This is a genomic window from Pseudomonas donghuensis, assembly GCF_000696345.2.
Taxonomy (GTDB): Bacteria; Pseudomonadota; Gammaproteobacteria; order Pseudomonadales; family Pseudomonadaceae; genus Aquipseudomonas; species Aquipseudomonas donghuensis.
Genome location: NZ_CP071706.1, coordinates 1653634 through 1675334 on the forward strand (window position 1 = coordinate 1653634; position 21701 = coordinate 1675334).

Sequence of the window (21701 nt, forward strand, 5' to 3'; positions counted from 1 at the left end):
ACCCCCTAGAGTGCCGCGCCAACGCGGCCTTTGCGCAGTGCATCGATGACCGCGTCCTTCGGCCCGTCGGCAACGATCTTGCCGTTGTCCAGCACCAGCAGGCGGTCGACCAGGCTGAGCAGCGAGGTGCGGTGGGTGACCAGCAGCAAGGTCTTGCCCTGCACCCAGCCATGCAGGCGCTGGCGCAGTTGGTCTTCGCTGCTGTTGTCCATGTGGCTGGTGGGTTCGTCGAGGATCATGATCGGCGGTTCGAGCAGCATCGCCCGGGCCAGCAGCACGGCCTGGCGCTGGCCACCGGAGAGCAGTTGACCGCGCTCGCCCACCGGGCGGTCGAAGCCTTGCGGGTGCTGGCGGGCCAGTTCGCTGACGCCGGTCAGTTCGGCGACTTCGAGCATGCGCGCATCGCTGACATAGCGGGCGCCGAGGGTCAGGTTGTCGCGCAGGCTGCCGGCCAGCAGCGGCAGGTCATGGGCGACATAGCCCAGTTGGTGACGCAGGTCGGCGATGTCCAGCTGGCGCAGGTCGATGTTGTCGAGCAGGATTTGCCCTTCATCCGGGGCATAGAAGCCCATCAGCAGGCGTGCCAGGGTACTTTTGCCGGAGCCGCTGCGGCCGATGATGCCGATGCGCTCGCCCGGCTTGACGCTGAAGTTGATGTCGTTGAGGGCGGCGGCGTTTTGCCCGTGGTAGCGAAAGTTCACGTGGTTGACGTCGAGGGCGCCGTGCAGGTGGGTGCGTTCCAGCGGCTGCTGGCCGGCCTGGCGTTCCTGGGGCAAGGCCATCAGCGCATCGGTGCTGCGCATGGTCAGTTGTGCCTGCTGGTAGCGGGTGATCAGCCCGGCGATCTGCCCCAGCGGTGCCAGTACCCGGCTGCCGAGCATGTAGCTGGCAACCAGGGCACCGACGCTGAGGTTGCCGGCAATGATGCTGTAAACCCCGGCAACGATGGTGGCCATGCCGCAAAACTGTTGGATGAACAGGGTGCCGTTGGTGGCGATGGCCGACAGGTTGCGGGCGTGGGCGTCGAGGCGGGTGAGGGCGCCATGGGTGCTTTCCCACTGGTATTGGCGCTCGCTTTCGGCGCTGCAGGCCTTGAGGGTTTCCAGGCCGCCGAGGGTTTCGATCAGCAGCGCCTGGCGCACGGCACCCAGGGCCAGGCTTTTTTGCACGGTATCGCGCAGGCGCACCTGAATGAACAAGGCGAAGAGGATGGTCAGCGGGAAGGCGATCAGCGGGATGACCACCAGCCAGCCGCCGAGCAGGCCGATCACCGCCAGCATCAGCACCACGAAGGGCAGGTCGATGACGCTGGTCAGGGTTACGGCGGTGAGAAATTCACGCAAGCCCTGGAAGTCGTGAATGCTCTGGGCAAAACCGCCAACGGTCGCGGGGCGGGCTTTCATCGACATGCCGGTGATGCGTTCGAACAGGGTGGCAGAGAGAATCAGGTCGGTCTTTTTCCCGGCCTGGTCGAGCAAGTGGGCGCGGACCACGCGCAGGGTCAATTCGAACAGGGTGCCGATGAGCAGGCCGGCAGTGAGCACCCAAAGGGTCGAAGTGGCCTGGTTGGGCACCACCCGATCGTAGGTCTGCATGACGAACAAGGGCACCATCAGCCCCAACAGGTTGATCAGCAAGCTGGCGAGTATGGCGTCGCTGTAGAGCCAGCGGGACAGCTTCAGGGTGTCGCGGAACCAGGCGTTGACCCGCGGCATCAACGGCGCACGCAGGTCTTCGAGTTCGTGGCGGGGGCGGGCGAACAGCGCTTCCCCAGCGTAGGCTTCAAGCAGTTCCTGGCGGCTGACCCACTGCTCGCCACCTTCGGCTTCACACGGCAGGATCAACGCCCGGCCGTCATCGCCCCAGCGGCGCAGCACTGCGCAGCGACCGTCCTTGAGCAGTAACAGCACAGGCAGGTTGAGCGCCGAGATCGCCCCCAGCTCACGGCGCAGGACACGTGCCTGCAGCCCGGCCCGTGCCGCTGCCCGGGGCAGCAGCTCAAGGCTCAGGCGTTGCTCGGGCAGCGGCAGGCCGGCACTCAGGCCGGCGCGACTGGCGGTGCAACCGTGCAGCTTGCAGAGGATCAGCAAGCCATCGAGTAACGGGTCATCGAAACTCTGGCGCGGATCTATTGCCGAGCTCGCAGATTGCATGCTGGTCACGGTCGCCTACTCCTGTAGCGGGTGGAGGGGATTAGCGCATATCGGGCAAGCGCGCCTCGCTCTTCACTTCGCTCTTGGCGATCGCTTCGGCTGGTAGCGAGATGCGCTGCTTGCTCAACAGCTCACCCATGTTGGCCAGTACCCGGTACATGGAGAACTCTTCGGTGTAGCGCACTTCGGTGTAGCGGCGGTTGGCGTTGTACAGCTCGTTTTCACTGTCGAGCAGGTCGAGCAGGGTGCGTTGGCCGAGGCCGAACTGGTCCTGGTAGGCGGCCCGCACGCGGGTAGTGGTCTCGGCGTATTCGCGCGCTGCTGGCAGTTGTACGCGGGCGTTGTTCATGGCGTTCCATGACAGGGCCAGGTTTTCGTTGAGGGTCCGCAGGGCATTGTTGCGGATGTCCATGGCCTGGTTGATCTTGTGTGCATCGGACTGCAGGCGGGCCTTGTCGCTGCCGCCGCGGAACAGGTTGTAGCTGAGCTCGACACCGGCTTGCCAGTCGTTGTTGTCGTGGCCGACCTGACCTGCGGTGTTGTTGTTGGCACCGGTGGCCAGCACCGCGTCCAGGCGCGGGTAGAACGGCGACTTGGCCACTTCGTATTGCTGCTCGGCCGCATTGACGTCGGCCTGGGCGGACTTCAGGTAAGGGTTGTTATCGAGCATGCCTTGGCGCGCGGCACCCAGGTCGGGAGGTACTTCGCCTTTGATGGTCACCGGGGTTTCCAGCTCATCGGCGGAACGGCCAACGACGCTATAGAAGTTGGCTTCGGCGTCGGCCAGGTCGACTTCGGCGGTGTACAGGTTGTTTTCTGCCAGGGCGCGACGGGCAGTGGACTGATCTCGGTCAGCGTTGCTGCCGACGCCGCGCTCGCTGCGCAGGCTGATCTGATCGTTGACCCGCAAGTGGGCTTGCAGGTTGTTCTTGGCCAGGGTCACCAGCTCGCGGCGCTTGAGCACTTCCAGGTACACCTCGACGGTGCGCAGGGCGATCGACTCGGCGGTGGCCTGGGTGTAGTAGGCGCGCGAGTTGACCACAGCTTCAGTACGGCCGACTTCGTTGGGGGTGTTGAAGCCATCGAACAACATCTGCCGCAGACGCAGGTCCGACTGGGTGTAGGTCAGCGTCTCTTTATTATGGTTGCGGCTGCCGTCGGTGTTGAAACCACGGGTATTGGTGTTGTCGGAACGCTGGCGACCATAACCGGCCACCAAATCGACCGTCGGGAAGTAGCCCCCTCTGGCGAACTTCACATCTTCATCGGCCGACAACCGGCTGTTCCTGCTGGCATTGATTTCCGGATGGTTATCCACGGCGCTTTGCACAGCTTCATTAATTGACATCGCCTGGGCACTGGAACATGCCATGGCCAACAGAATTGCGCTGGTGATGGGGGTCAAAACGCGCATGGGTTACATCTCCCTGATTTCTAGTAATGGTCCTGCGATTCGTCAAAAAAGTGACGAAAACCTGAGGTTAAACCGTATCAGGCTTGTAACAACAGAGCTAAGAACATTTACGCGTGCAGCTAAGAAGATTTTTTCATAAGAGTTATGCGAAAAAAAACTTATGCGGTCTAAGAAATTCGAGACATTGTTCATATCAAACCGCCCGTGGAATCAGCGCTAGGGTGCATTTTTTCGGGCGTCAGAGGAAGTTCCCGTGTTTTGCAGCAAAGGGCATGGATGTAGCGGAGGGGATGGAGGCGGGGCGAAGTTTGGCGACAATTTATTGGCACATGTCACTTGGCCACTTCGTTCAATCACGTTCACCACGGCACTGGCAGGCGAAGTTATTGATTTCATTGAAATCATAGCGCCTGCTGGGCTGTTTCAGCGCTAGCCCGGGGTAATCCCGCCGGGGTGGTCACGCAATGTTCAGCGCACGTTTGCTGCAATCAACCGACTTGCAGTGGAGGAGTGCGCTCATGGCTAAGTTAATCGGTATCGTCAGCAAGGTGGTGGGCGAAGTCTTCGTTGTAGGCAGCGATGGCAGCCGCCGGGCGCTGGTTGAAGGCGATCGGCTGTATGCCGGTGAGCAGTTGGACACAGGCCTGGCGGGCGCTGTCGCCGTCCACCTGCAGAACGGTGCTGAACTGACCCTTGGCCGCGGTAGCAGTCTGACCCTGACCCCTGAGCTACTGGCCAACCACGCGCCTCATGTCGACACACCGCAGGCGCTGACCCCTAGCCAGGCCCAGCTGACTGACGTGGAAAAACTCCAGCAAGCCATCGCCGCCGGTGCCGACCCGACCCAGGACGCCGACCCCACTGCGGCGGGCCCAGGTACTGGTGGTGCCCCGGGTGCACTGGGGGGCGGGCATACTTTTGTGATTCTCGATGAGGTGGCCGGGCGCGTTGATCCGCAAATTGGCTTTCCTACTGCAGGTTTCAATGGCTTTCCCGAGTTGCCGGAGCTGGACGTCGGCCTGATCAACACCAATAACGACGCACCGCCGCTGCCTGTGGTCGACAACCCGGTGAGCATCGAAGGGCTCGCCGTCGAGGGCGGCGAACTGTCGTTGAACGAGGCCCATCTGCCCCAGGGGTCGGCCAGCGATCCGGCGGCGCTGACCCAGGTGGGCAGTTTCACGGTGCAGGCGCCGGATGGGGTGTTCAACCTCAATGTCGGTGGCATCAACGTTGTTACTGCGGGTGCAGTGACGGGTGTCGGCCAGTCGATCACCACCGGCCTGGGCAATGGGCTGGCCATCACCGGCTACGACCCTGCGACCGGTGTGGTCAGCTACAGCTACACCCTCAACGGTGCCGAGCCCCACACGAGCGGCGCTGGCGCCAACGGGTTCGGCGAAACCATCGCGGTACTGGTCAGTGACACCGATGGCGACGTCGCCAGTGGCTCACTGGACATCGCAGTGATTGACGATGTGCCGCGGGCGCTGGCCGATACCAATGCCGTCACCGCGACCGAGAGCCAACTGACCCTGACCGGCAATGTGCTGAGCAACGACGTGCAGGGCGCAGACCGAGTACCGAGCGGGCCGATCACCGCCGGCACCTTCACCGGTACCTACGGCACTCTGGTGTTGGCGGCCGACGGTTCCTACACCTATACGCTGAACACTGCCGATCCGGACTTCTTCAATCTGCAGGGTGGTGGTAACGGCATCGAGACCTTTACCTACACCCTGACCGATGCCGATGGCGATGTGTCCAGCGCCAACCTGGTGCTGAACGTTACCAACCTCAATGATCCGGTGGAGCTCAACGGGCTGAGCATCAACGGCGGCGAGCTGGTGCTGTCCGAGAAAAACCTGGCGGCTGGCAGTAGCCCCGATGCCGGGGCGCTGACCCAGAGCGGCAGCTTTACCGTGACCGCAGCGGATGGCCTGCAATCACTGACGGTTGGCGGCATCAATGTGATCAGCGGCGGGGTGGTCAATGGCTTCCCGCAATCGCTCACGACCGCACTGGGCAATACCCTGACCGTCAGCAGCTACAACCCGGCTACCGGTGAAGTGACCTACAGCTATACCCTGAACGGCAGTGAGGCGCATGCCACGGCCAATGGCAGCAACTCGCTTGGTGAGAGTTTCAATGTGGTTGCCACCGACACCGATGGCAGCAGCGCGAGCATGAGTATCGATGTTTCCATTGTCGATGACGTGCCGACGGCAGCGGGTGATGCCAACGCCGCCATCGCCACCGAGAACCAGTTGACGCTGACCGGCAACGTACTGAGCAACGATGTGCAGGGCGCGGACCGCGTGCCGAGCGGGCCCATTACCGCCGGTACCTTCGTCGGTACCTACGGCACCCTGGTGCTGGCTGCTGATGGTTCCTACACCTATACGCTCAATACAGCCGATCCGGACTTCTTCAACCTGCATGGCGGCGGTAATGGTGTCGAGACTTTTACCTACACCCTGACTGACGCTGACGGCGATGTGTCCACCGCCAACCTGGTGCTCAACGTCACTAACCTCAACGATCCCGTTACCCTCGATGGTTTGAACGTCGAAGGTGGCGAACTGACCGTCTACGAGAAGAACCTGGACGACGGCAGCAGCCCGGATGCGCCTGCGTTGACTCAGACGGGTAGCTTCACGGTGACGGCGCTGGACGGCGTACAAACCCTGACCGTCGGCGGCATTACTGTAGTCAGCGGCGGGGTGGCCAGCGGCTTCCCGCAATCGGCGACCACGGCGTTGGGTAATACCCTGACCATCACCGGCTACGATGCCTCGACTGGCGTGGTGACCTACAGCTACACCTTGCTCGACAACGAAGCCCACGCCACGGCCAATGGCACTAACAGCCTGGGAGAGAGCTTCACGGTCAGTGTGACCGACACTGATGGCAGCACTGCCAGTGGCGTCATCGACGTCAATATCGTCGACGATGTACCGACGGCAGCGGGCGATACCAACGCCATCAGCGCCACCGAGAACCAGTTGACCCTGACCGGCAACGTGCTGAGCAACGACGTGCAGGGTGCGGACCGCGTGCCGAGCGGACCCATTACTGCTGGTACCTTCGTGGGTACCTACGGCACTTTGGTGCTGGCTGCTGACGGTTCCTACACCTACACGCTGAACACTGCCGATCCGGACTTCATTGATCTGTATGGTGATGGTAACGGTATCGAGACCTTTACCTACACCCTGACCGATGCCGATGGCGATGTGTCCAGCGCCAACCTGGTACTCAACGTCAGCAACCTCAACGACCCGGTGACCCTCGACGGCCTGAACGTCAATGGTGGTGAACTGACCGTCTATGAGAGCAACCTCAGTGATGGCAGCAGCCCAAGCAATGCGGCCCTGACCCAGAGTGGAAGCTTTACCGTGACGGCGCTGGACGGCGTGCAAACCCTGACCGTCGGCGGCATCAACGTGGTCAGTGGCGGAGTGGCCAGCGGCTTCCCGCAATCGGCGACCACGGCGCTGGGCAACACCCTGACCATCACCGGCTACAACCCTGCAACCGGCGTGGTGACTTACAGCTATACCTTGCTCGACAACGAGGCGCACCCGAATGCCAACGGTGCCAACAGCCTCAGCGAAAGTTTCACCGTAACCGCCACCGATACCGACGGCAGCAGCGCCACAGGCAGTATCGACGTCAACATCGTCGATGATCTGCCGAGCGCAGCGGGCGATACCAATGCTGTTATCGCCACCGAGAATCAGTTGACCCTAACCGGTAACGTGCTGAGCAACGACGCGCAGGGCGCAGATCGTGTGCCGACCGGGCCGATTACCGCCGGTACCTTCGCGGGTACCTACGGCACGCTGGTGCTGGCTGCTGACGGTTCCTACACCTACACCCTCGACACCAACGACGCCGACTTCAAGAACCTGCACGGTGGCGGCAACGGTATCGAGACCTTTACCTACACCCTGACCGATGCCGATGGCGATGTGTCCAGCGCCAACCTGGTACTCAACGTCAGCAACCTCAACGACCCGGTGACCCTCGACGGCCTAAATGTCAACGGTGGTGAACTGACCGTCTACGAGAGCAACCTCAGCGATGGCAGCAACCCAAGCAATGCGGCCCTGACCCAGAGCGGCAGCTTTACCGTGACGGCGCTGGACGGCGTGCAAACCCTGACCGTCGGCGGCATTACTGTAGTCAGCGGCGGAGTGGCCAGCGGCTTCCCGCAATCGGCGACCACGGCGCTGGGCAACACCCTGACCATCACCGGCTACAACCCGGCCACCGGGGTGGTGACTTACAGCTATACCTTGCTCGACAACGAGGCGCACCCGAATGCCAACGGTGCCAACAGCCTCAGCGAAAGTTTCACCGTAACCGCCACCGATACCGACGGCAGCAGCGCCACAGGCAGTATCGACGTCAACATCGTCGATGATCTGCCGAGCGCAGCGGGCGATACCAATGCTGTTATCGCCACCGAGAACCAACTGACCCTGACCGGCAACGTGCTGAGCAATGATGTACAGGGTGCTGACCGTGTGCCGACCGGGCCAATTACTGCTGGTACCTTCGTCGGTACCTACGGCACCCTGGTGCTGGCTGCCGACGGTTCCTACACCTACACGCTTAATACCGCTGATCCGGACTTCTTCAACCTGCACGGTGGCGGCAACGGCATCGAGACCTTCACCTACACCTTGACCGATGCCGATGGCGATGTGTCCAGCGCCAACCTGGTACTCAACGTCAGCAACCTCAACGACCCGGTGACCCTCGACGGCCTAAATGTCAACGGTGGTGAACTGACCGTCTACGAGAGCAACCTCAGCGATGGCAGCAACCCAAGCAATGCGGCCCTGACCCAGAGCGGCAGCTTTACCGTGACGGCGCTGGACGGCGTGCAAACCCTGACCGTCGGCGGCATTAGTGTAGTCAGCGGCGGGGTGGCCAGCGGCTTCCCGCAATCGGCGACCACTGCACTGGGCAACACCCTGACCATCACCGGCTACAACCCGGCCACCGGCTTGGTGACTTACAGCTACACCTTGCTCGACAATGAGAATCACCCTACGGCCAACGGTGCCAACAGCCTCAGCGAAAGTTTCACCGTAACCGCCACCGATACCGACGGCAGCAGCGCCACAGGCAGTATTGACGTCAACATCGTCGATGATCTGCCGAGCGCCGTTAATGACACTAACGCGGCCACTGCCAGCGAAGTGCAGCTGACCTTGACCGGTAATGTGCTGACCAATGACGTTCAAGGTGCCGACCGCGTAACCGGACCGATTACCCCAGGCACCTTCACTGGTACCTACGGCACTCTGGTACTGGCAGCCGATGGCTCCTACACCTACACCCTGAACCCTGGCGACCAGGACTTCATCAACCTGCATGGCGGTGGCAATGGCGTCGAGAGTTTCACCTACACCTTGCGCGATGCCGATGGCGATACCAGCACGGCGACGCTGAAACTCAATGTCAGCAACCTGGACAACCCGGTGACCCTTGACGGCCTGAACGTCAATGGCGGTGAGCTGACGGTCTACGAGAAGAACCTCAGTGACGGCACCAGCCCCGACTCTCCGGCCCTGACCCAGTCCGGCAGTTTCACCGTGACGGCCCCCGATGGCCTGCAGAGCCTGACCGTCGGTGGTGTCAGCGTCGTCAGTGGCGGCGTTGTCAATGGCTTCCCGCAGACGGGGACTACGCCGCTGGGTAACTCCATCACCATCACCGGCTACAACCCGGCTACCGGAGTGGTCAGTTACACCTACACCTTGCTCGACAGCGAAAACCACCCGAACGCCAATGGCATCAATAATCTGAACGAGAGCATCAATGTCGTCGCCACCGACACCGATGGCAGTTCAGCCAATGCGACGATCGATGTGAAGATCGTCGACGATGTGCCGAGTGCAGTGGGGGCCGAACGCTCGGTTACCCCGGGGCAGGTGGACTCCAACCTGCTGTTGGTGATCGACGTCTCCGGCAGTATGGGTGAAGCCTCTGGCGTGCCAGGGCTGACGCGCATGCAGCTGGCCAAGCAGGCCATCAATGCCTTGCTCGACAAGTACGACGAAATGGGCGACGTGAAGGTCCAGCTGGTGACGTTCTCGACGGGGGCCAGCCAGCCTTCAGCCGTATGGGTGACCGTCGACCAGGCCAAGGCTATCGTCAACGGCCTGAGTGCGGGTGGTTCGACCTATTACGACTCGGCAGTCAACTCGGCGCAGTCGGCCTACACCACGGGTGGCAAAATTACCGGTGCGCAGAACATCGTGTATTTCTTCTCCGATGGCGAACCGACCTCGGGCCATTCCATCACTGCGGTACGGGAAGCGGCTTGGGAGAGCTTCCTCGACAGCAACGGCATCAAGTCCTACGCCATTGGCCTTGGCGGTGGTGTCAACGCCGGCAACCTCAATCCGTTGGCGTACGATGGCAGTACCCACACTGACACCAATGCCACCGTGGTCACCGACCTCAACCAGCTCAATTCGGTGCTGTCCGGCACCGTACAGGGCGCGCCGATCACCGGCAGCCTGATGAGTGGCGGCGAGTTTGGCGCTGACGGCGGCTTCATCAAGTCGTTGGTGATTGACGGCACTACCTACACCTTCGATCCCGCGGGCAACAGCGGCGCAGGTTCCTATGCCGCCAGCGGTGCGGCGGACCGCGGCACCTTCGATACCGGTACCAACAGCATCACCGTGAAGACCGCGATAGGCGGCAGCATCGTGGTCGACATGGACACCGGCGATTTTACCTACACGCCACCTAAAGACAGCGGCAGCAGCCAGGTCGAGCAGATCGGTTTCGTGGTCAGTGACAACGATGGCGATACCGCCAGCGCCAACCTGGTGATCAATGTCTATGCCAATACCGCGCCAGTGGCCGGGGCCGACCATATCATCACCAACATCCTTTCGAGCAGCATCACCGTGCCAGCCGAGGCGTTGCTGGCCAACGACAGCGATGCCAACCATGACCGCCTCAGCGTGCCTTCGACTACCACCTTCAATACCGGCTGGGAGGCCACGGGCACGGGCTTTACGGTGGGCAGCGGTACACCGACGGTGAACTTCAACGGTACCAACAGCAGCAGCGGCAACCGGCTGCGGGATCTGCCGCGCAGCTCTTTCAGCGGCCCGGCCAATAGCATGACCGCGGCTTTGATCGTCAATGGTTACCTGGGGGCAGTGAACGGGGGCAACGCCAACGATGAGGACGTATTGACCGTCACCTTGAAAAAAGGCGAGACACTGACCCTCGATCACAACCTGGCGGCCGGCAACATCCTGATGGAGTGGAAGGATGACAGCGGCAGCTATCAGACCATCGCTGACGGTGGCGCCTTCACCGCCAGCCATGCTGGTGTCTACAGCATCCACCTGGTCAACCTGGCCAACAGTAACGGTTCCACCGCTGCGGAGAACTACGCGTTGACCATGACGGTCGACTATTCCAATACGCAGAACGAAACCGCCTACGGCACTTACACCGTCAGCGACGGGCATGGCGGCACCGGCACCGGCAATGTCGACATCACGTACCAGGTGGGCAACACCCTCACCGGTACCGGCGGCGACGACACCCTGCTGGCAGGTGCCGGCAACGACACCCTCAATGCCGGGGCGGGCAATGATGTGCTGATCGGTGGGGATGGCAACGATTTCCTCTACGGTGGCGATGGCAACGACCTGTTGATCGGTGGTGCCGGCAACGACCTGCTCGACGGTGGCGCGGGTATCGACACCGCCAGCTATGCCAGTGCAGGCAGTGCGGTGACGGTCAACCTGGGTACAGCCGGTGCGCAGAATACCGGTGGCGCGGGCACTGACACCCTGGCGGCGATCGAAAACCTGATCGGTTCGGACTACGACGACAGCCTGACCGGTAACGACAATGCCAACGTGCTCAATGGCGGCTTGGGTAACGACACCCTGATAGGGGGTGACGGCGACGATGTATTGATCGGCGGGCCGGGCAACAACACCCTGACGGGAGGCTCGGGCAGCGATACCTTCCTGTATCAGCAGGGCAACAGCGGCCATGACGTGGTCACCGACTTTACCCCGGGCACCGATCACCTGGACCTGTCGCAACTGCTGCAGGGTGAGAATGCGACGACAGCGTCGCTGGATGATTACCTGCACTTCAAGGTCACTGGCAGTGGCGCCAGCGTGGTATCGACCATCGAGGTCAGCTCGGTGGCGGGGGCGGCGCCAACCCAGACCATCGACCTGGAGGGCGTCAATCTGGCCCAGCATTATGGTGTGACGGCAGGGGCCGGCGGGGTGATTGCGGCAGGGCAGGACACGGCGACGATCATCAACGGCATGCTCAATGATAATTCGTTGAAGGTGGACACCGTCTGACTGTGTAGACCTGTGGGAGCTGGCTCAGGACGGACGCCGCAGGGTCTTTTGCCGCAAGATGTAAATGCTCACCAGCACCGCGCTGGTGAGCATGAACCCCCGCGCCCAGATCAGCGGCACCAGGTAGCAGGACAAACCGATGCTCAGCCACATCAGGCCGATGGCGTAGACCTTGCCTTTGAGGGGAATGCCTTCGCCACTGAGGTAGTCACGAATCCACGGCCCGAGCTTGGGGTGGTTGACCAGCCAGTGGTGAAAGCGCGGCGAGCTGCGCGCAAAGCACGCAGCGGCCAGGAGCAGGAACGGGGTGGTGGGCAGTACCGGCAGGAAGATCCCGATCACCCCCAGCGCAACGCTGAGCCAGCCGGTGGCCAGCAGCAGGTAGCGCATTGACGCCGACTCAGTGGTGGCGAGGCTTGAGCAGTGCCGGTTTTTCGTCCGGTGCGTGCAGCAACAGGTACAGCGCAGTCAGGGCTTCCGGGATCTGCACGATCATGTCGTCCATCAGGTTGGCGTCGCTGGCGATGTCGGCGAACTCTGGCTGTTCATCGAACAGGCCGGAACCGACCATGATCGGCAGGAGCATTTCACTGACTTCTTCTTCAGCGGTCTCGAACCAGGCTTCCTCGCGCATGAATACGCCTTCCATGAAGCCGATGCACCAGCCGCGCAGGTCGGAGTCATCCGGGTCGTCACCCAGGTCCAGGTCGCAAGGCAGCTCGAATTCCTCGTCGCTGGCCAGTTGGCGGGCAACGTGGGCTTTGAGCTGGATCAGCGTGGCTTCGATGTCCTGACGCTGGGCGTCGTCCTTGTAATGCGGCTCTTCGGCGAACAGGGCATCGATCCATTCGCGCTCGGGGATTTCCTCGGCACCAATCGACAGCGCGGTCAGGAAGCCGTGAGCGGCCACGTAGTCCAGCGCCTCTTCGTGCAGCTCGTCGGCGTCGAGGAAGGCTTGCAGGCGGGTCAGTTGCTCGGCGAAGGACATTACGGGGCTACCTTGGGAATAAACGATACTGAATTCTAGCACCTTGCAGCGCAAACGATGCAAAGGAAGACGTCTATCGCAGAGCATCCTGCAAGGTCGCAGGCTCCGGTATAATGCCCGGTTTTTATCCTAGGGCCCTCGCAACTCGGGGGTCGGGTAAAAGCCGCTTACGCATTTTTGCGTGTTGCCAGCGGGTTTTTCGTCCAGCCTGTGCCCAGGATGGTTCTGCGATTTTTGGAGTTTTTATGCTCGAACAGGCTCAGCGCGTCCTCAAGGACATCTTCGGTTACGACAGCTTTCGGGGACGCCAGGGTGCGATCATCGAGTGCGTGGCCAAGGGTGGCGATGCGCTGGTACTGATGCCCACCGGCGGCGGCAAGTCGCTGTGTTTCCAGGTCCCGGCCCTGCTGCGCCCGGGCCTGGCGGTGGTGGTGTCACCGCTGATCGCGTTGATGGATGACCAGGTGGCGACCCTCGACGAGCTGGGCGTCGCCGCCGCCTCGCTGAATTCCACCCTCAGCGCCGAGCAGCAGCGCGAGCTGGCCGGGCGTATTCGCCGGGGCGAGGTGAAGATGCTCTACCTGGCCCCCGAGCGCCTGGTGCAGCCGCGCATGCTCGACTTCTTGCGCACCCTCGACATCGCCCTGTTCGCCATCGACGAAGCCCACTGTGTATCGCAATGGGGCCATGACTTCCGTCCCGAGTACCTGCAACTGGGGCAACTGGCCGAACTGTTCCCGAATGTGCCGCGCATTGCCCTGACCGCCACCGCGGACATGCGCACTCGCGAAGAGATCGTCACCCGCCTGCACCTGCAGAACGCCGAGCGTTTCCTGTCGAGTTTCGACCGGCCGAACATCTTCTACCGCATCGTGCCCAAGGAGCAGCCACGCAAGCAGTTGCTGGCGTTCCTCGGCGAGCGGCGTGGCAACGCCGGTATCGTCTACTGCCTGTCGCGCAAGAAGGTCGACGATGTGGCCGCCTACCTGTGTGAGCAGGGCTTCCCGGCCCTGCCTTACCACGCCGGCCTGCCTGCCGAGACCCGGGCCTCCAACCAGCGGCGCTTCCTCAACGAGGAAGGCCTGATCATGGTCGCCACCATCGCCTTCGGCATGGGCATCGACAAACCCAACGTGCGCTTCGTCGCCCACCTGGACCTGCCCAAGTCGCTCGAGGCCTACTACCAGGAAACCGGCCGTGCCGGTCGTGACGGCCTGCCTGCCGATGCCTGGATGGCCTACGGCCTGCAGGACATGGTGATGCTCAAGCAGATGCTGCAGAACTCCGAGGGTGACGAGCGCCACAAGCGCATCGAGCAACACAAGCTCGATGCCATGCTGGCCCTGTGCGAAGAAACCCGCTGCCGCCGTCAGACCCTGCTCAACTACTTCGACGAAGAGTTGCCCCAGCCGTGCGGTCATTGCGACAACTGCATCGATGGCGTGCAGACCTGGGACGCCACCGAGCCTGCGCGCCAGGCGCTGTCGGCGGTCTATCGCACCGGTCAGCGCTATGGCGTCGGCCACCTGGTGGATGTCTTGCTGGGCCGCGACAACGAAAAGATCCGCAACTTCGGCCACGAGAAGCTCGCCGTGTATGGCGTTGGCAAGGACCGTTCCGAGCACGACTGGCGCTCGCTGTTCCGCCAGCTGGTGGCACGCGGCCTGGCCGACATCGACCTCGAAGGCTACGGTGGCCTGCGCCTGTCCGACAGCTGCCGGCCGTTGTTGCGCGGCGAAGTCAGCCTTGAGTTGCGCAAGGACCTCAAGCCACAAACCAGCAGCAAGGGCGGCGCCAGCAGTGGCGGCAGCCCGGCCAGCCAGTTGGTGCGCGGCGACGAGCGCGAGCAGTGGGAAGCCCTGCGGGCGCTGCGGCGCAAGCTGGCAGAAGAGCACGGCGTACCGCCTTATGTGATCTTCCCCGACTCGACCCTGCTGGAAATGCTACGCAGCCAGCCCACCAGCCTCAGCGAAATGGGCCGGGTCAGCGGTGTTGGCGCGCGCAAGCTGGAGCGCTACGGCGAAGCCTTCCTCGAAGTGCTGGGCGGTGGCGTCGAGGCGCCGAAGATCGTCACCGACCTGCGCCACGAACTGGTCAGCCTGGCCCGTGCCGGCATGACCCCGATGCAGATCGCCGGGCAGTTGAACTGCAGCGAAAAGAACGTCTACAGCTTGCTCGCCGAAGCCATCGGCCGCCAGGAACTGTCGCTGGACCAGGCCCTGGACCTGCCGGAAGAGTTGTTGGGCGAGATACAGGATGCCTTCCTCGATGGTGAAGGCGAGCTGCCGCCGGTGTCAGCCATTGCCGAACAGTTTGGCGCACGGGTGCCCGAAGGCGTGCTGTATTGCGTGCGGGCTGCGCTGGCGGCTGAATTCGAGATGTAAACCCGGCTTTGTCATCATTTATAACGATTATCCAAGCACTGCCAGCCGTATGAGCCTTGCTTGCGGCTCACGGTCATGATTAGCTGACTAATAATTAGTTCTGATGATGAGTTTCTCTATGCCGTTGACCGACCAACACAAATTCGGGATGCAGCTGGCACACATGTCCCGCGGCTGGCGCGCCGAACTGGATCGCCGCCTGGCCGGGCTGAACCTGTCCCAGGCCCGTTGGCTGGTGCTGCTGCATCTGGCCCGATTCGACGAAGCACCGACCCAGCGCGAGCTGGCCCAGAGTGTCGGGGTCGAAGGCCCGACCCTGGCTCGCCTGCTCGACAGCCTGGAAACCCAGGGCCTGGTACGCCGTCAGGCGGTGCTGGAGGATCGTCGGGCGAAAAAGATCGTCCTCTGCCCGCCGGCCACGCCGCTGATCGAGCAGATCGAAACCATTGCCAACGCCCTGCGCGCCGAGCTGTTTGTCGGCGTCGACGAAGAGGAACTGCGCATCTGCATGCGCGTCCATGCACGAATCCTGGCCAACCTGGAAAAGTCCTGAGCCCCCTCAGAAGGTGTGACCCAGGTTCAGGTACATCGCCTTCTGATTCTCGCTATTGGCCCCGTAGCTGAAGTTCAGCGGCCCCAGGGGCGTCTCGAAACCGACGAAGATGCTGGCTGCATTGATGTAGCCACTGTCGAATTCGTTGTCGTTGTTCCAGGCCCGGCCGCGTTCCAGCGAACCGCCCAGGTACAGCGGGAAGTCCAGCGGCAGGTAGGCGCGCGGGGTCAGGCGGCGGTAATAGACCACGCGCATCAGGCTGACGTTCTGCCCGGACACCGAGTCCTGGCGAAAACCCGACAGTTGCCGGGCGCCGCCGAGCACGAAGCTTGAGGTGACCACCTCGGCATCATCCAGGGTCCTGCCGTAACGGCCACCCACCACCCAGGTGTTGGGGCCGCTGCTCATGGCTTTGTCCAGATTGAAATCCCACTGCCGGTAACGTTGGTCCGAGCCCAGGTTCGGGTCGTATTGGCGCAGGGTCAGGTTGATGTCTTCGCCGCTATGGGGGAAGTAGACGTTGTCGAGGGTGTCGAACGAATACTTGAGCTCATAGAAGCCTTCGTTGAAGTTGACCTTGGGCAGGTCCTGGTCGCCGATGCGCACCTCGGCCTGGCCCCAGGCCTGGCCAACGCCGAAACGCACTTCACCGTTGTTGCCGATCTGGCGCCCCAGGTTGAGGCCGAAGCCGTAGCGTTCCAGGCGGTACTCGGCAATCGGGTCGTCGTCCAGGGTGGCCTCGATGTTCTGCGAGCCCAGGTCGATGTATGGGGCGATGAAGTAACGCGAACCAGCGTCCAGCGGCTGATAAAACTCGCTGTAAAGCTCCTGCTGGTCGCCGATCTGGGCGCGGGTCAGCCATTCGGCGCCGAGCGTGTTGATGCCATTGACCCGGTAGCTGGCGCCGATATTGAAGGCGCTGTCGCCGCGCATGTCGTCCGACAGGTTCAGGCCCAGGCGCAGGTAGTCGGTGCCGCCGCGACGGCCACGGGCGTTGATCACCAGGGTGTTGTCGTTACCCTTGTGCACCACCCGGTATTGCACCCGGTCGAAGTAGTCCAGGCCGTAGAGGGTGCCCATGTCGGTCTGCAGGCGGCCCAGTTCCAGCGGCTCGCCGATGGGTTGGCGAATGTAGTAGCGGATTACGTCGTCGCTGACTTTCGAGTCGTTCTCGATGCGGATGGCGGTGATCACCGGGGTGCGCTGGCTCGGTGAACGGGCGGCCAGCAGCTCACCATCGGTAGTTGGCGGGCGCTTGAGCACCGCCAGGCGTGCATCCAGGGCGCGGGCCGCGCGGTAGCCGACGTCGATCATGTCCTGGGCGCGGCCGAAATCGGTGACGCCAAAGCTCGACAGCGGTGGCTGGATGAGGATATCGTCGCGGTGCAGGGCCGCCAGTTGCTCCTCGGAGTTGCGCCGGGTCATCAGGGTGATCGACTGGTTGAGGACATCGACCACGGTCGTCAGTTGCTTGCGGCTGCGCAGCGGGGTCCCGATATCGACGACGATGGCTACATCCACGCCCATTTCGCGGGCAACGTCCAGCGGGATGTTGTCGACCATGCCGCCATCGACCAGCAGCCGGCCATCGAGCTCGACCGGGGCGAATACCGCCGGGATCGACATGCTGGCGCGAATCACCTGGGGCAGGTGGCCACGGCGGAATACCACTTTCTCGCCGCTGGCGATGTCGGTGGCCACGGCGCGAAAGGGGATCGGCAGCTTGTCGAAGTCGCGGGTGTCGCTGGTGTGGGCGAGCATGCTTTCCAGCAGCAGCGCCAGGTTCTGGCCCTGGATCACCCCCAGTGGCAGGCCCAGGCTGCCGTCGTCGCGAAAGCTCAGCTTTTGTTTGACGAGGAAGTCGCGGTCATCCTGTTTGCGCCGGAACGGCACGTCCTTGCGCGGCGGAGCGTCGGACAGCGCCTGTTGCCAGTCGATGCCCAGCGCCAGTTTTTCCAGCTCCTCGACCTTGTAGCCGGAGGCGTACAGGCCGCCCACCACCGCACCCATGCTGGTGCCGGCAATGGCATCGACCTTGATGCCCTGTTCTTCCAGGGCCTTGAGCACACCGATATGCGCCAGGCCACGGGCAGCACCGCCGGAGAGTACCAGGCCGACTTTCGGTCGGGGCGCTTCGGCTGCCAGCAGCGGGAGGGAAACGAACAACAGCAGCAGGGATAACAGCAGGCGGTGCATCATGGCTCTCGGAGCGAAGGCTAAAGACCGCTAGTATAAGCATGCCCACCTGTCAGGAGACGTTCAGTGTATGTCCACGCCTAAAGCGGAAATTGTCATTACCTACTGCACCCAATGCCAATGGCTGCTGCGCGCCGCCTGGCTGGCCCAGGAACTGTTGAGCACCTTCAGCGATGACTTGGCCCGGGTGGCCCTTGAGCCTGCCACGGGCGGCACCTTCCGGATCACCTGCGATGGTGTGCAGATCTGGGAGCGCAAGGCTGATGGCGGCTTCCCCGAAGCCAAGGTGCTCAAGCAGCGCGTGCGCGACCAGATCGATCCGCAGCGCGACCTCGGTCACAGCGACCGGCCCTGATCCTTAACCCTCTACGGCCACGGTCTTGGCTGGTGGGTTGCTGGCCGCCAGACGGCTGGAAACAACGATCGCGAGGATGATCAGCACGCCACCGAGCAACATGCGCAAGGTCGGAGTTTCGGCAAAGATGACCCAGGCCATGGCGATGCCGTAGACCGGCTCCAGGGCAAACACTACGGCGGCGGTGCGCGCTTTGATCACCGCCAGGCTGGCGACGAACAGGCTGTGGGCCACGCCGGTGCAGAATACCCCGAGCAGGCCGATCCACAGCCAGTCCATGGCGCTGACGGCGCCCAGCGCGGGCGCCGCAGCTGGCAGCAGGCACAAGGCGACCACGGCGTTCTGGCACAGCGCTGCCTGCACCGCCGGGATGCGCCCGGAACCGGCGCGGTTGGTCAGCGACAGCAGCGCAAACAACAGGCCTGAAAGCAGGGCCCAGAGCAGACCGCCCGTGGCCTGGCTGGCCAGGTCGAAGTCCGGGGTCACCAGCACCAGGCCGATGCTCACCAGCAGCACCAGGATGATCTCGTTGCTGCGGATGCGTTCGCGAAACAGCAGCCCTTCAAGGATCACGGTAAAGGCCGGAAAGCTGGCAAAGCCCAGGGTGGCGATGGCGACGCCGGCAACTTTTACTGCGATGAAAAAACTCACCCAGTGCCCGGCGAGCAATACGCCACCCAGCGCCAGACGTTGCCAGTCCCGCGCTTGCAGGGGGTGCCAGGCCTGGCGGGTGACGCCTGCGAACACCCCCAGGGCCAGCACGGCAAAGGCGGCGCGGCCGAAGACGATGATCGCAGGCGCGGCGCTGGCCAGTTTGCCGAACACGCCGGTCAGGCCGAAGAACAATGCGCCAATGTGCAGGGCGCCGAGGGCAGTGCGGTGGTTCATGGTGGTCCTTGTGGTAGGGCAGGGCAGCGGCGTCAGTTTACGAGCCGGTCGCTGCCACTGTCTGTCGCGGTCCTCGCGTCAATTGTCTTCAGAGTCTCGCCGCAAGGCGCCGGGGGAGCGGCCAAAGGCCTTGAGCATGGCGGCGGCAAAGGCGCTTTGCGAGCTGTAGCCGACCTGGCAGGCGATCTCGCCGATCGGCAACTGGGTGTTGCGCAGCAACTGGCGTGCACGCAGCAGGCGGCGCTGGCGCACATAGTCCATGGGCGTGACCCCGCATTCGGCCATGAACCGCGCATGCAGGCGCGCGCTGGACAGCCCGGCCAGGCGCGCCAGGTCGGCTACCTGCAGCGGGTAGGCAGCGTTCTGCTCGATATGGGCGTCGAAGCGGGCGTACGGCAGTGACGGTGTCGCCGTTGTCGGTGCCGCGCTGCTGCTCAGGCTGGCCAGCAGCAATACCGCGCCCTGCTGGGCAATGAGCGGGTCGTTGATCGGGCTTGCCGCCAGCCAGTCCACCAGTTGCTGCTGGCGATGGTCCAGGTTCAATGACCCGGCCCGCTCCAGCAGGCGTTGACTGGCATCCAGGTGCGCGCCCAGGCGCTGGCTCAGCCAATCGTCGGCGGGGATATCCAGCACCAGGCAATCACTGCCGGCGGCACTGCCGCAGGTGTGGTGGCTGCCGGCCGGGACCACCATCAGGTCCTGGCGATCAAGCCGCGCACCGCGGCCTTCAACCTCGAACTCCAGGCGCCCGCGCAGGCCGAACACCAATTGCGGGTGTTCGTGGCTATGGGCGATCAGGTCGTGGCGATAATGGCGCAGGGAAAGAATCGGGCCGCTGCTCATCGAAAGGTCCTCCGGCAATCGCCGCAGTGTACAGGCTGAGCGGCGGGGCGGGCATGTCATCAGATCGACACTTGATGGTCACTTTCGATTAACCACCGCTTGGCAAGCTGGCGCAAACCTTCCCGGAGCCTGCCGATGACCCGTGCCGAGCTTGCCAGACCCTCGCGCAAACAGCGCGTACGCACCTTGTGGATATCGGACGTGCACCTGGGCACCCGGGATTGCCAGGCCGAGCACCTGTCGCAGTTTCTCAAGGGCTATCAGGCCGACCGCATCTACCTGGTCGGCGACATCATCGATGGCTGGAAGCTGCGCAGCGGCATGTACTGGCCCCAGGCGCACACCAACGTGATCCGCCGCTTGCTGACCATGAGCAAGCGTGGCACCGAAGTGATCTACGTCACCGGCAACCATGACGAGTTCCTGCGCCGCTACTCCCAACTGGTGCTGGGCAATATCCAGCTGGTCGACCAGGCTGAGCACCTGACGGCCGATGGCCGGCGCCTGCTGGTGATTCATGGCGACCAGTTCGACGTGATCACCCGCTATCACCGCTGGCTGGCGTTTCTGGGCGATTCGGCCTACGAGTTCACCCTGACCCTCAACCGCTGGCTCAACCACTGGCGTGCCCGCTATGGCTACGGCTACTGGTCGTTGTCGGCGTACCTGAAGCACAAGGTCAAGACCGCCGTCAGCTTCATCAGCGACTTTGAGGAGGCCATCGCTCATGAATGCGTCAAGCGCGGTTTCCACGGTGTGGTGTGCGGGCATATCCACCATGCCGAGATCCGCAAGGTCGGCGAGGTGGATTACCTCAACTGTGGCGATTGGGTCGAGTCGTGCACGGCGCTGATCGAGCACTGGGATGGCAGCATCGAGCTCTATCGCCTGGCCGATGCCCAGGCCGAAGCCGCCCGGCGCCAAGCCGGGCTTGCGGCGCTGGTTGACTCAGGCGGTGGCGGCGGCGGGCTGCTGTAGCGCAGCTCTGTAGATTGACTGCCGAGGGTGGGCGAACAGGCGCTGCAGCATGGGCTCGAAAAAGCTCAAGGGCAGGTTGTCGTAGGCCGGATCGAAGGCCGCTGCATCGTAGCGGGCGCAGAATTCGATGGTTTGCTGGTACTGCGGATGGTCCTGGAATTGCTCGCGCAGGTGCCGGTCCATGCCCAGGTGGTGGAAAAAGTAGTAGCCCTGAAAGATCCCGTGCTTCTCCACCATCCACAGGTTTTCCGGGCTGATGAAGGGCTTGAGGATGGCGGCGGCGATATCCGGGTGGTTGTAGCTGCCCAGGGTATCGCCGATGTCGTGCAGCAGCGCGCAGACCACGTACTCCTCGTCACGCCCGTCGCGCCAGGCGCGGGTGGCGGTCTGTAGCGAATGGCTCAGGCGGTCGATGGGAAAGCCGCCAAAGTCGCCATCGAGCAGGCGCAAGTGCGCCAGGATGCGGTTGGCCAGTTGGCTGGCATAGGCCCGAAAGTCATCGGCAATGATTGCCCAGTCCTGTTCGGTACCGTCCTGCATGTGAATGAAACGAGCCTGCTGATTCATCGGCGCT

14 protein-coding genes are annotated in these 21701 nt (G+C 62.9%); 6 read left to right on the forward strand and 8 right to left on the reverse strand.

The features are described from left to right. Positions 1-5 precede the first annotated feature (5 nt). The gene (locus tag BV82_RS07610) at positions 6-2153 is read right to left on the reverse strand and encodes a type I secretion system permease/ATPase (RefSeq protein ID WP_249684610.1); all 2148 of its coding nucleotides are present in this window, start codon (positions 2151-2153) and stop codon (positions 6-8) included. 40 nt (positions 2154-2193) lie between these two features. Further along, positions 2194-3567, reverse strand: a complete 1374-nt coding sequence (locus tag BV82_RS07615; protein ID WP_010223049.1) for a TolC family outer membrane protein — start codon at positions 3565-3567, stop codon at positions 2194-2196. On the opposite strand from BV82_RS07615, the gene BV82_RS07620 reads away from it, so the two are divergent. Together BV82_RS07620 and BV82_RS07625 are read left to right on the forward strand one after the other, a co-directional pair. After that, on the forward strand, positions 3524-3706 hold the full coding sequence (locus BV82_RS07620; protein WP_162471131.1) for a hypothetical protein: 183 nt from the start codon (positions 3524-3526) through the stop codon (positions 3704-3706). The genes BV82_RS07615 and BV82_RS07620 overlap by 44 nt on opposite strands. A gap of 379 nt (positions 3707-4085) precedes the next feature. After that, positions 4086-11942, forward strand: a complete 7857-nt coding sequence (locus BV82_RS07625; protein WP_036994237.1) for a retention module-containing protein — start codon at positions 4086-4088, stop codon at positions 11940-11942. A gap of 24 nt (positions 11943-11966) precedes the next feature. Here BV82_RS07625 and BV82_RS07630 read toward each other — a convergent pair whose 3' ends face one another. Next, the gene (locus BV82_RS07630; RefSeq protein ID WP_010223046.1) at positions 11967-12332 is read right to left on the reverse strand and encodes a YbaN family protein; all 366 of its coding nucleotides are present in this window, start codon (positions 12330-12332) and stop codon (positions 11967-11969) included. 10 nt (positions 12333-12342) lie between these two features. Further along, the gene (locus BV82_RS07635; RefSeq protein ID WP_010223045.1) at positions 12343-12930 is read right to left on the reverse strand and encodes a UPF0149 family protein; all 588 of its coding nucleotides are present in this window, start codon (positions 12928-12930) and stop codon (positions 12343-12345) included. Positions 12931-13175: 245 nt separating this feature from the next. Between BV82_RS07635 and recQ the strand changes: the two genes are divergently transcribed. After that, entirely contained in the window at positions 13176-15314 is a 2139-nt protein-coding gene (recQ, locus tag BV82_RS07640; protein WP_010223044.1) for a DNA helicase RecQ, read from the forward strand. A gap of 118 nt (positions 15315-15432) precedes the next feature. Then, a complete protein-coding gene (locus BV82_RS07645) occupies positions 15433-15867 on the forward strand; it encodes a MarR family transcriptional regulator (RefSeq protein ID WP_010223043.1) in 435 nt (144 codons plus the stop codon). Positions 15868-15873: 6 nt separating this feature from the next. Here BV82_RS07645 and BV82_RS07650 read toward each other — a convergent pair whose 3' ends face one another. Further along, a complete protein-coding gene (locus BV82_RS07650; RefSeq protein WP_036994240.1) occupies positions 15874-18063 on the reverse strand; it encodes a patatin-like phospholipase family protein in 2190 nt (729 codons plus the stop codon). A gap of 70 nt (positions 18064-18133) precedes the next feature. Between BV82_RS07650 and BV82_RS07655 the strand changes: the two genes are divergently transcribed. Further along, positions 18134-18418, forward strand: coding sequence for an Rdx family protein (locus BV82_RS07655; protein WP_010223040.1), 285 nt, complete (start codon positions 18134-18136; stop codon positions 18416-18418). 3 nt (positions 18419-18421) lie between these two features. Here BV82_RS07655 and BV82_RS07660 read toward each other — a convergent pair whose 3' ends face one another. Next, positions 18422-19306, reverse strand: coding sequence for a DMT family transporter (locus BV82_RS07660; protein WP_036994243.1), 885 nt, complete (start codon positions 19304-19306; stop codon positions 18422-18424). Between the two features lie 78 nt (positions 19307-19384). Further along, positions 19385-20149: an AraC family transcriptional regulator gene (locus BV82_RS07665; RefSeq protein WP_010223038.1), complete on the reverse strand. Its 765-nt coding sequence runs from the start codon at positions 20147-20149 to the stop codon at positions 19385-19387. A 135-nt stretch (positions 20150-20284) separates the two neighbouring features. Here BV82_RS07665 and BV82_RS07670 point away from each other — a divergent pair, with 135 nt between their 5' ends. Further along, complete coding sequence (locus BV82_RS07670) at positions 20285-21127, forward strand: UDP-2,3-diacylglucosamine diphosphatase (protein WP_036994245.1); 843 nt, start codon at positions 20285-20287, stop codon at positions 21125-21127. Here the strand turns inward: BV82_RS07670 and BV82_RS07675 are convergent. Continuing rightward, the gene (locus BV82_RS07675) at positions 21098-21694 is read right to left on the reverse strand and encodes an HD domain-containing protein (RefSeq protein ID WP_010223036.1); all 597 of its coding nucleotides are present in this window, start codon (positions 21692-21694) and stop codon (positions 21098-21100) included. The genes BV82_RS07670 and BV82_RS07675 overlap by 30 nt on opposite strands. Between the last annotated feature and the right edge of the window lie 7 nt (positions 21695-21701).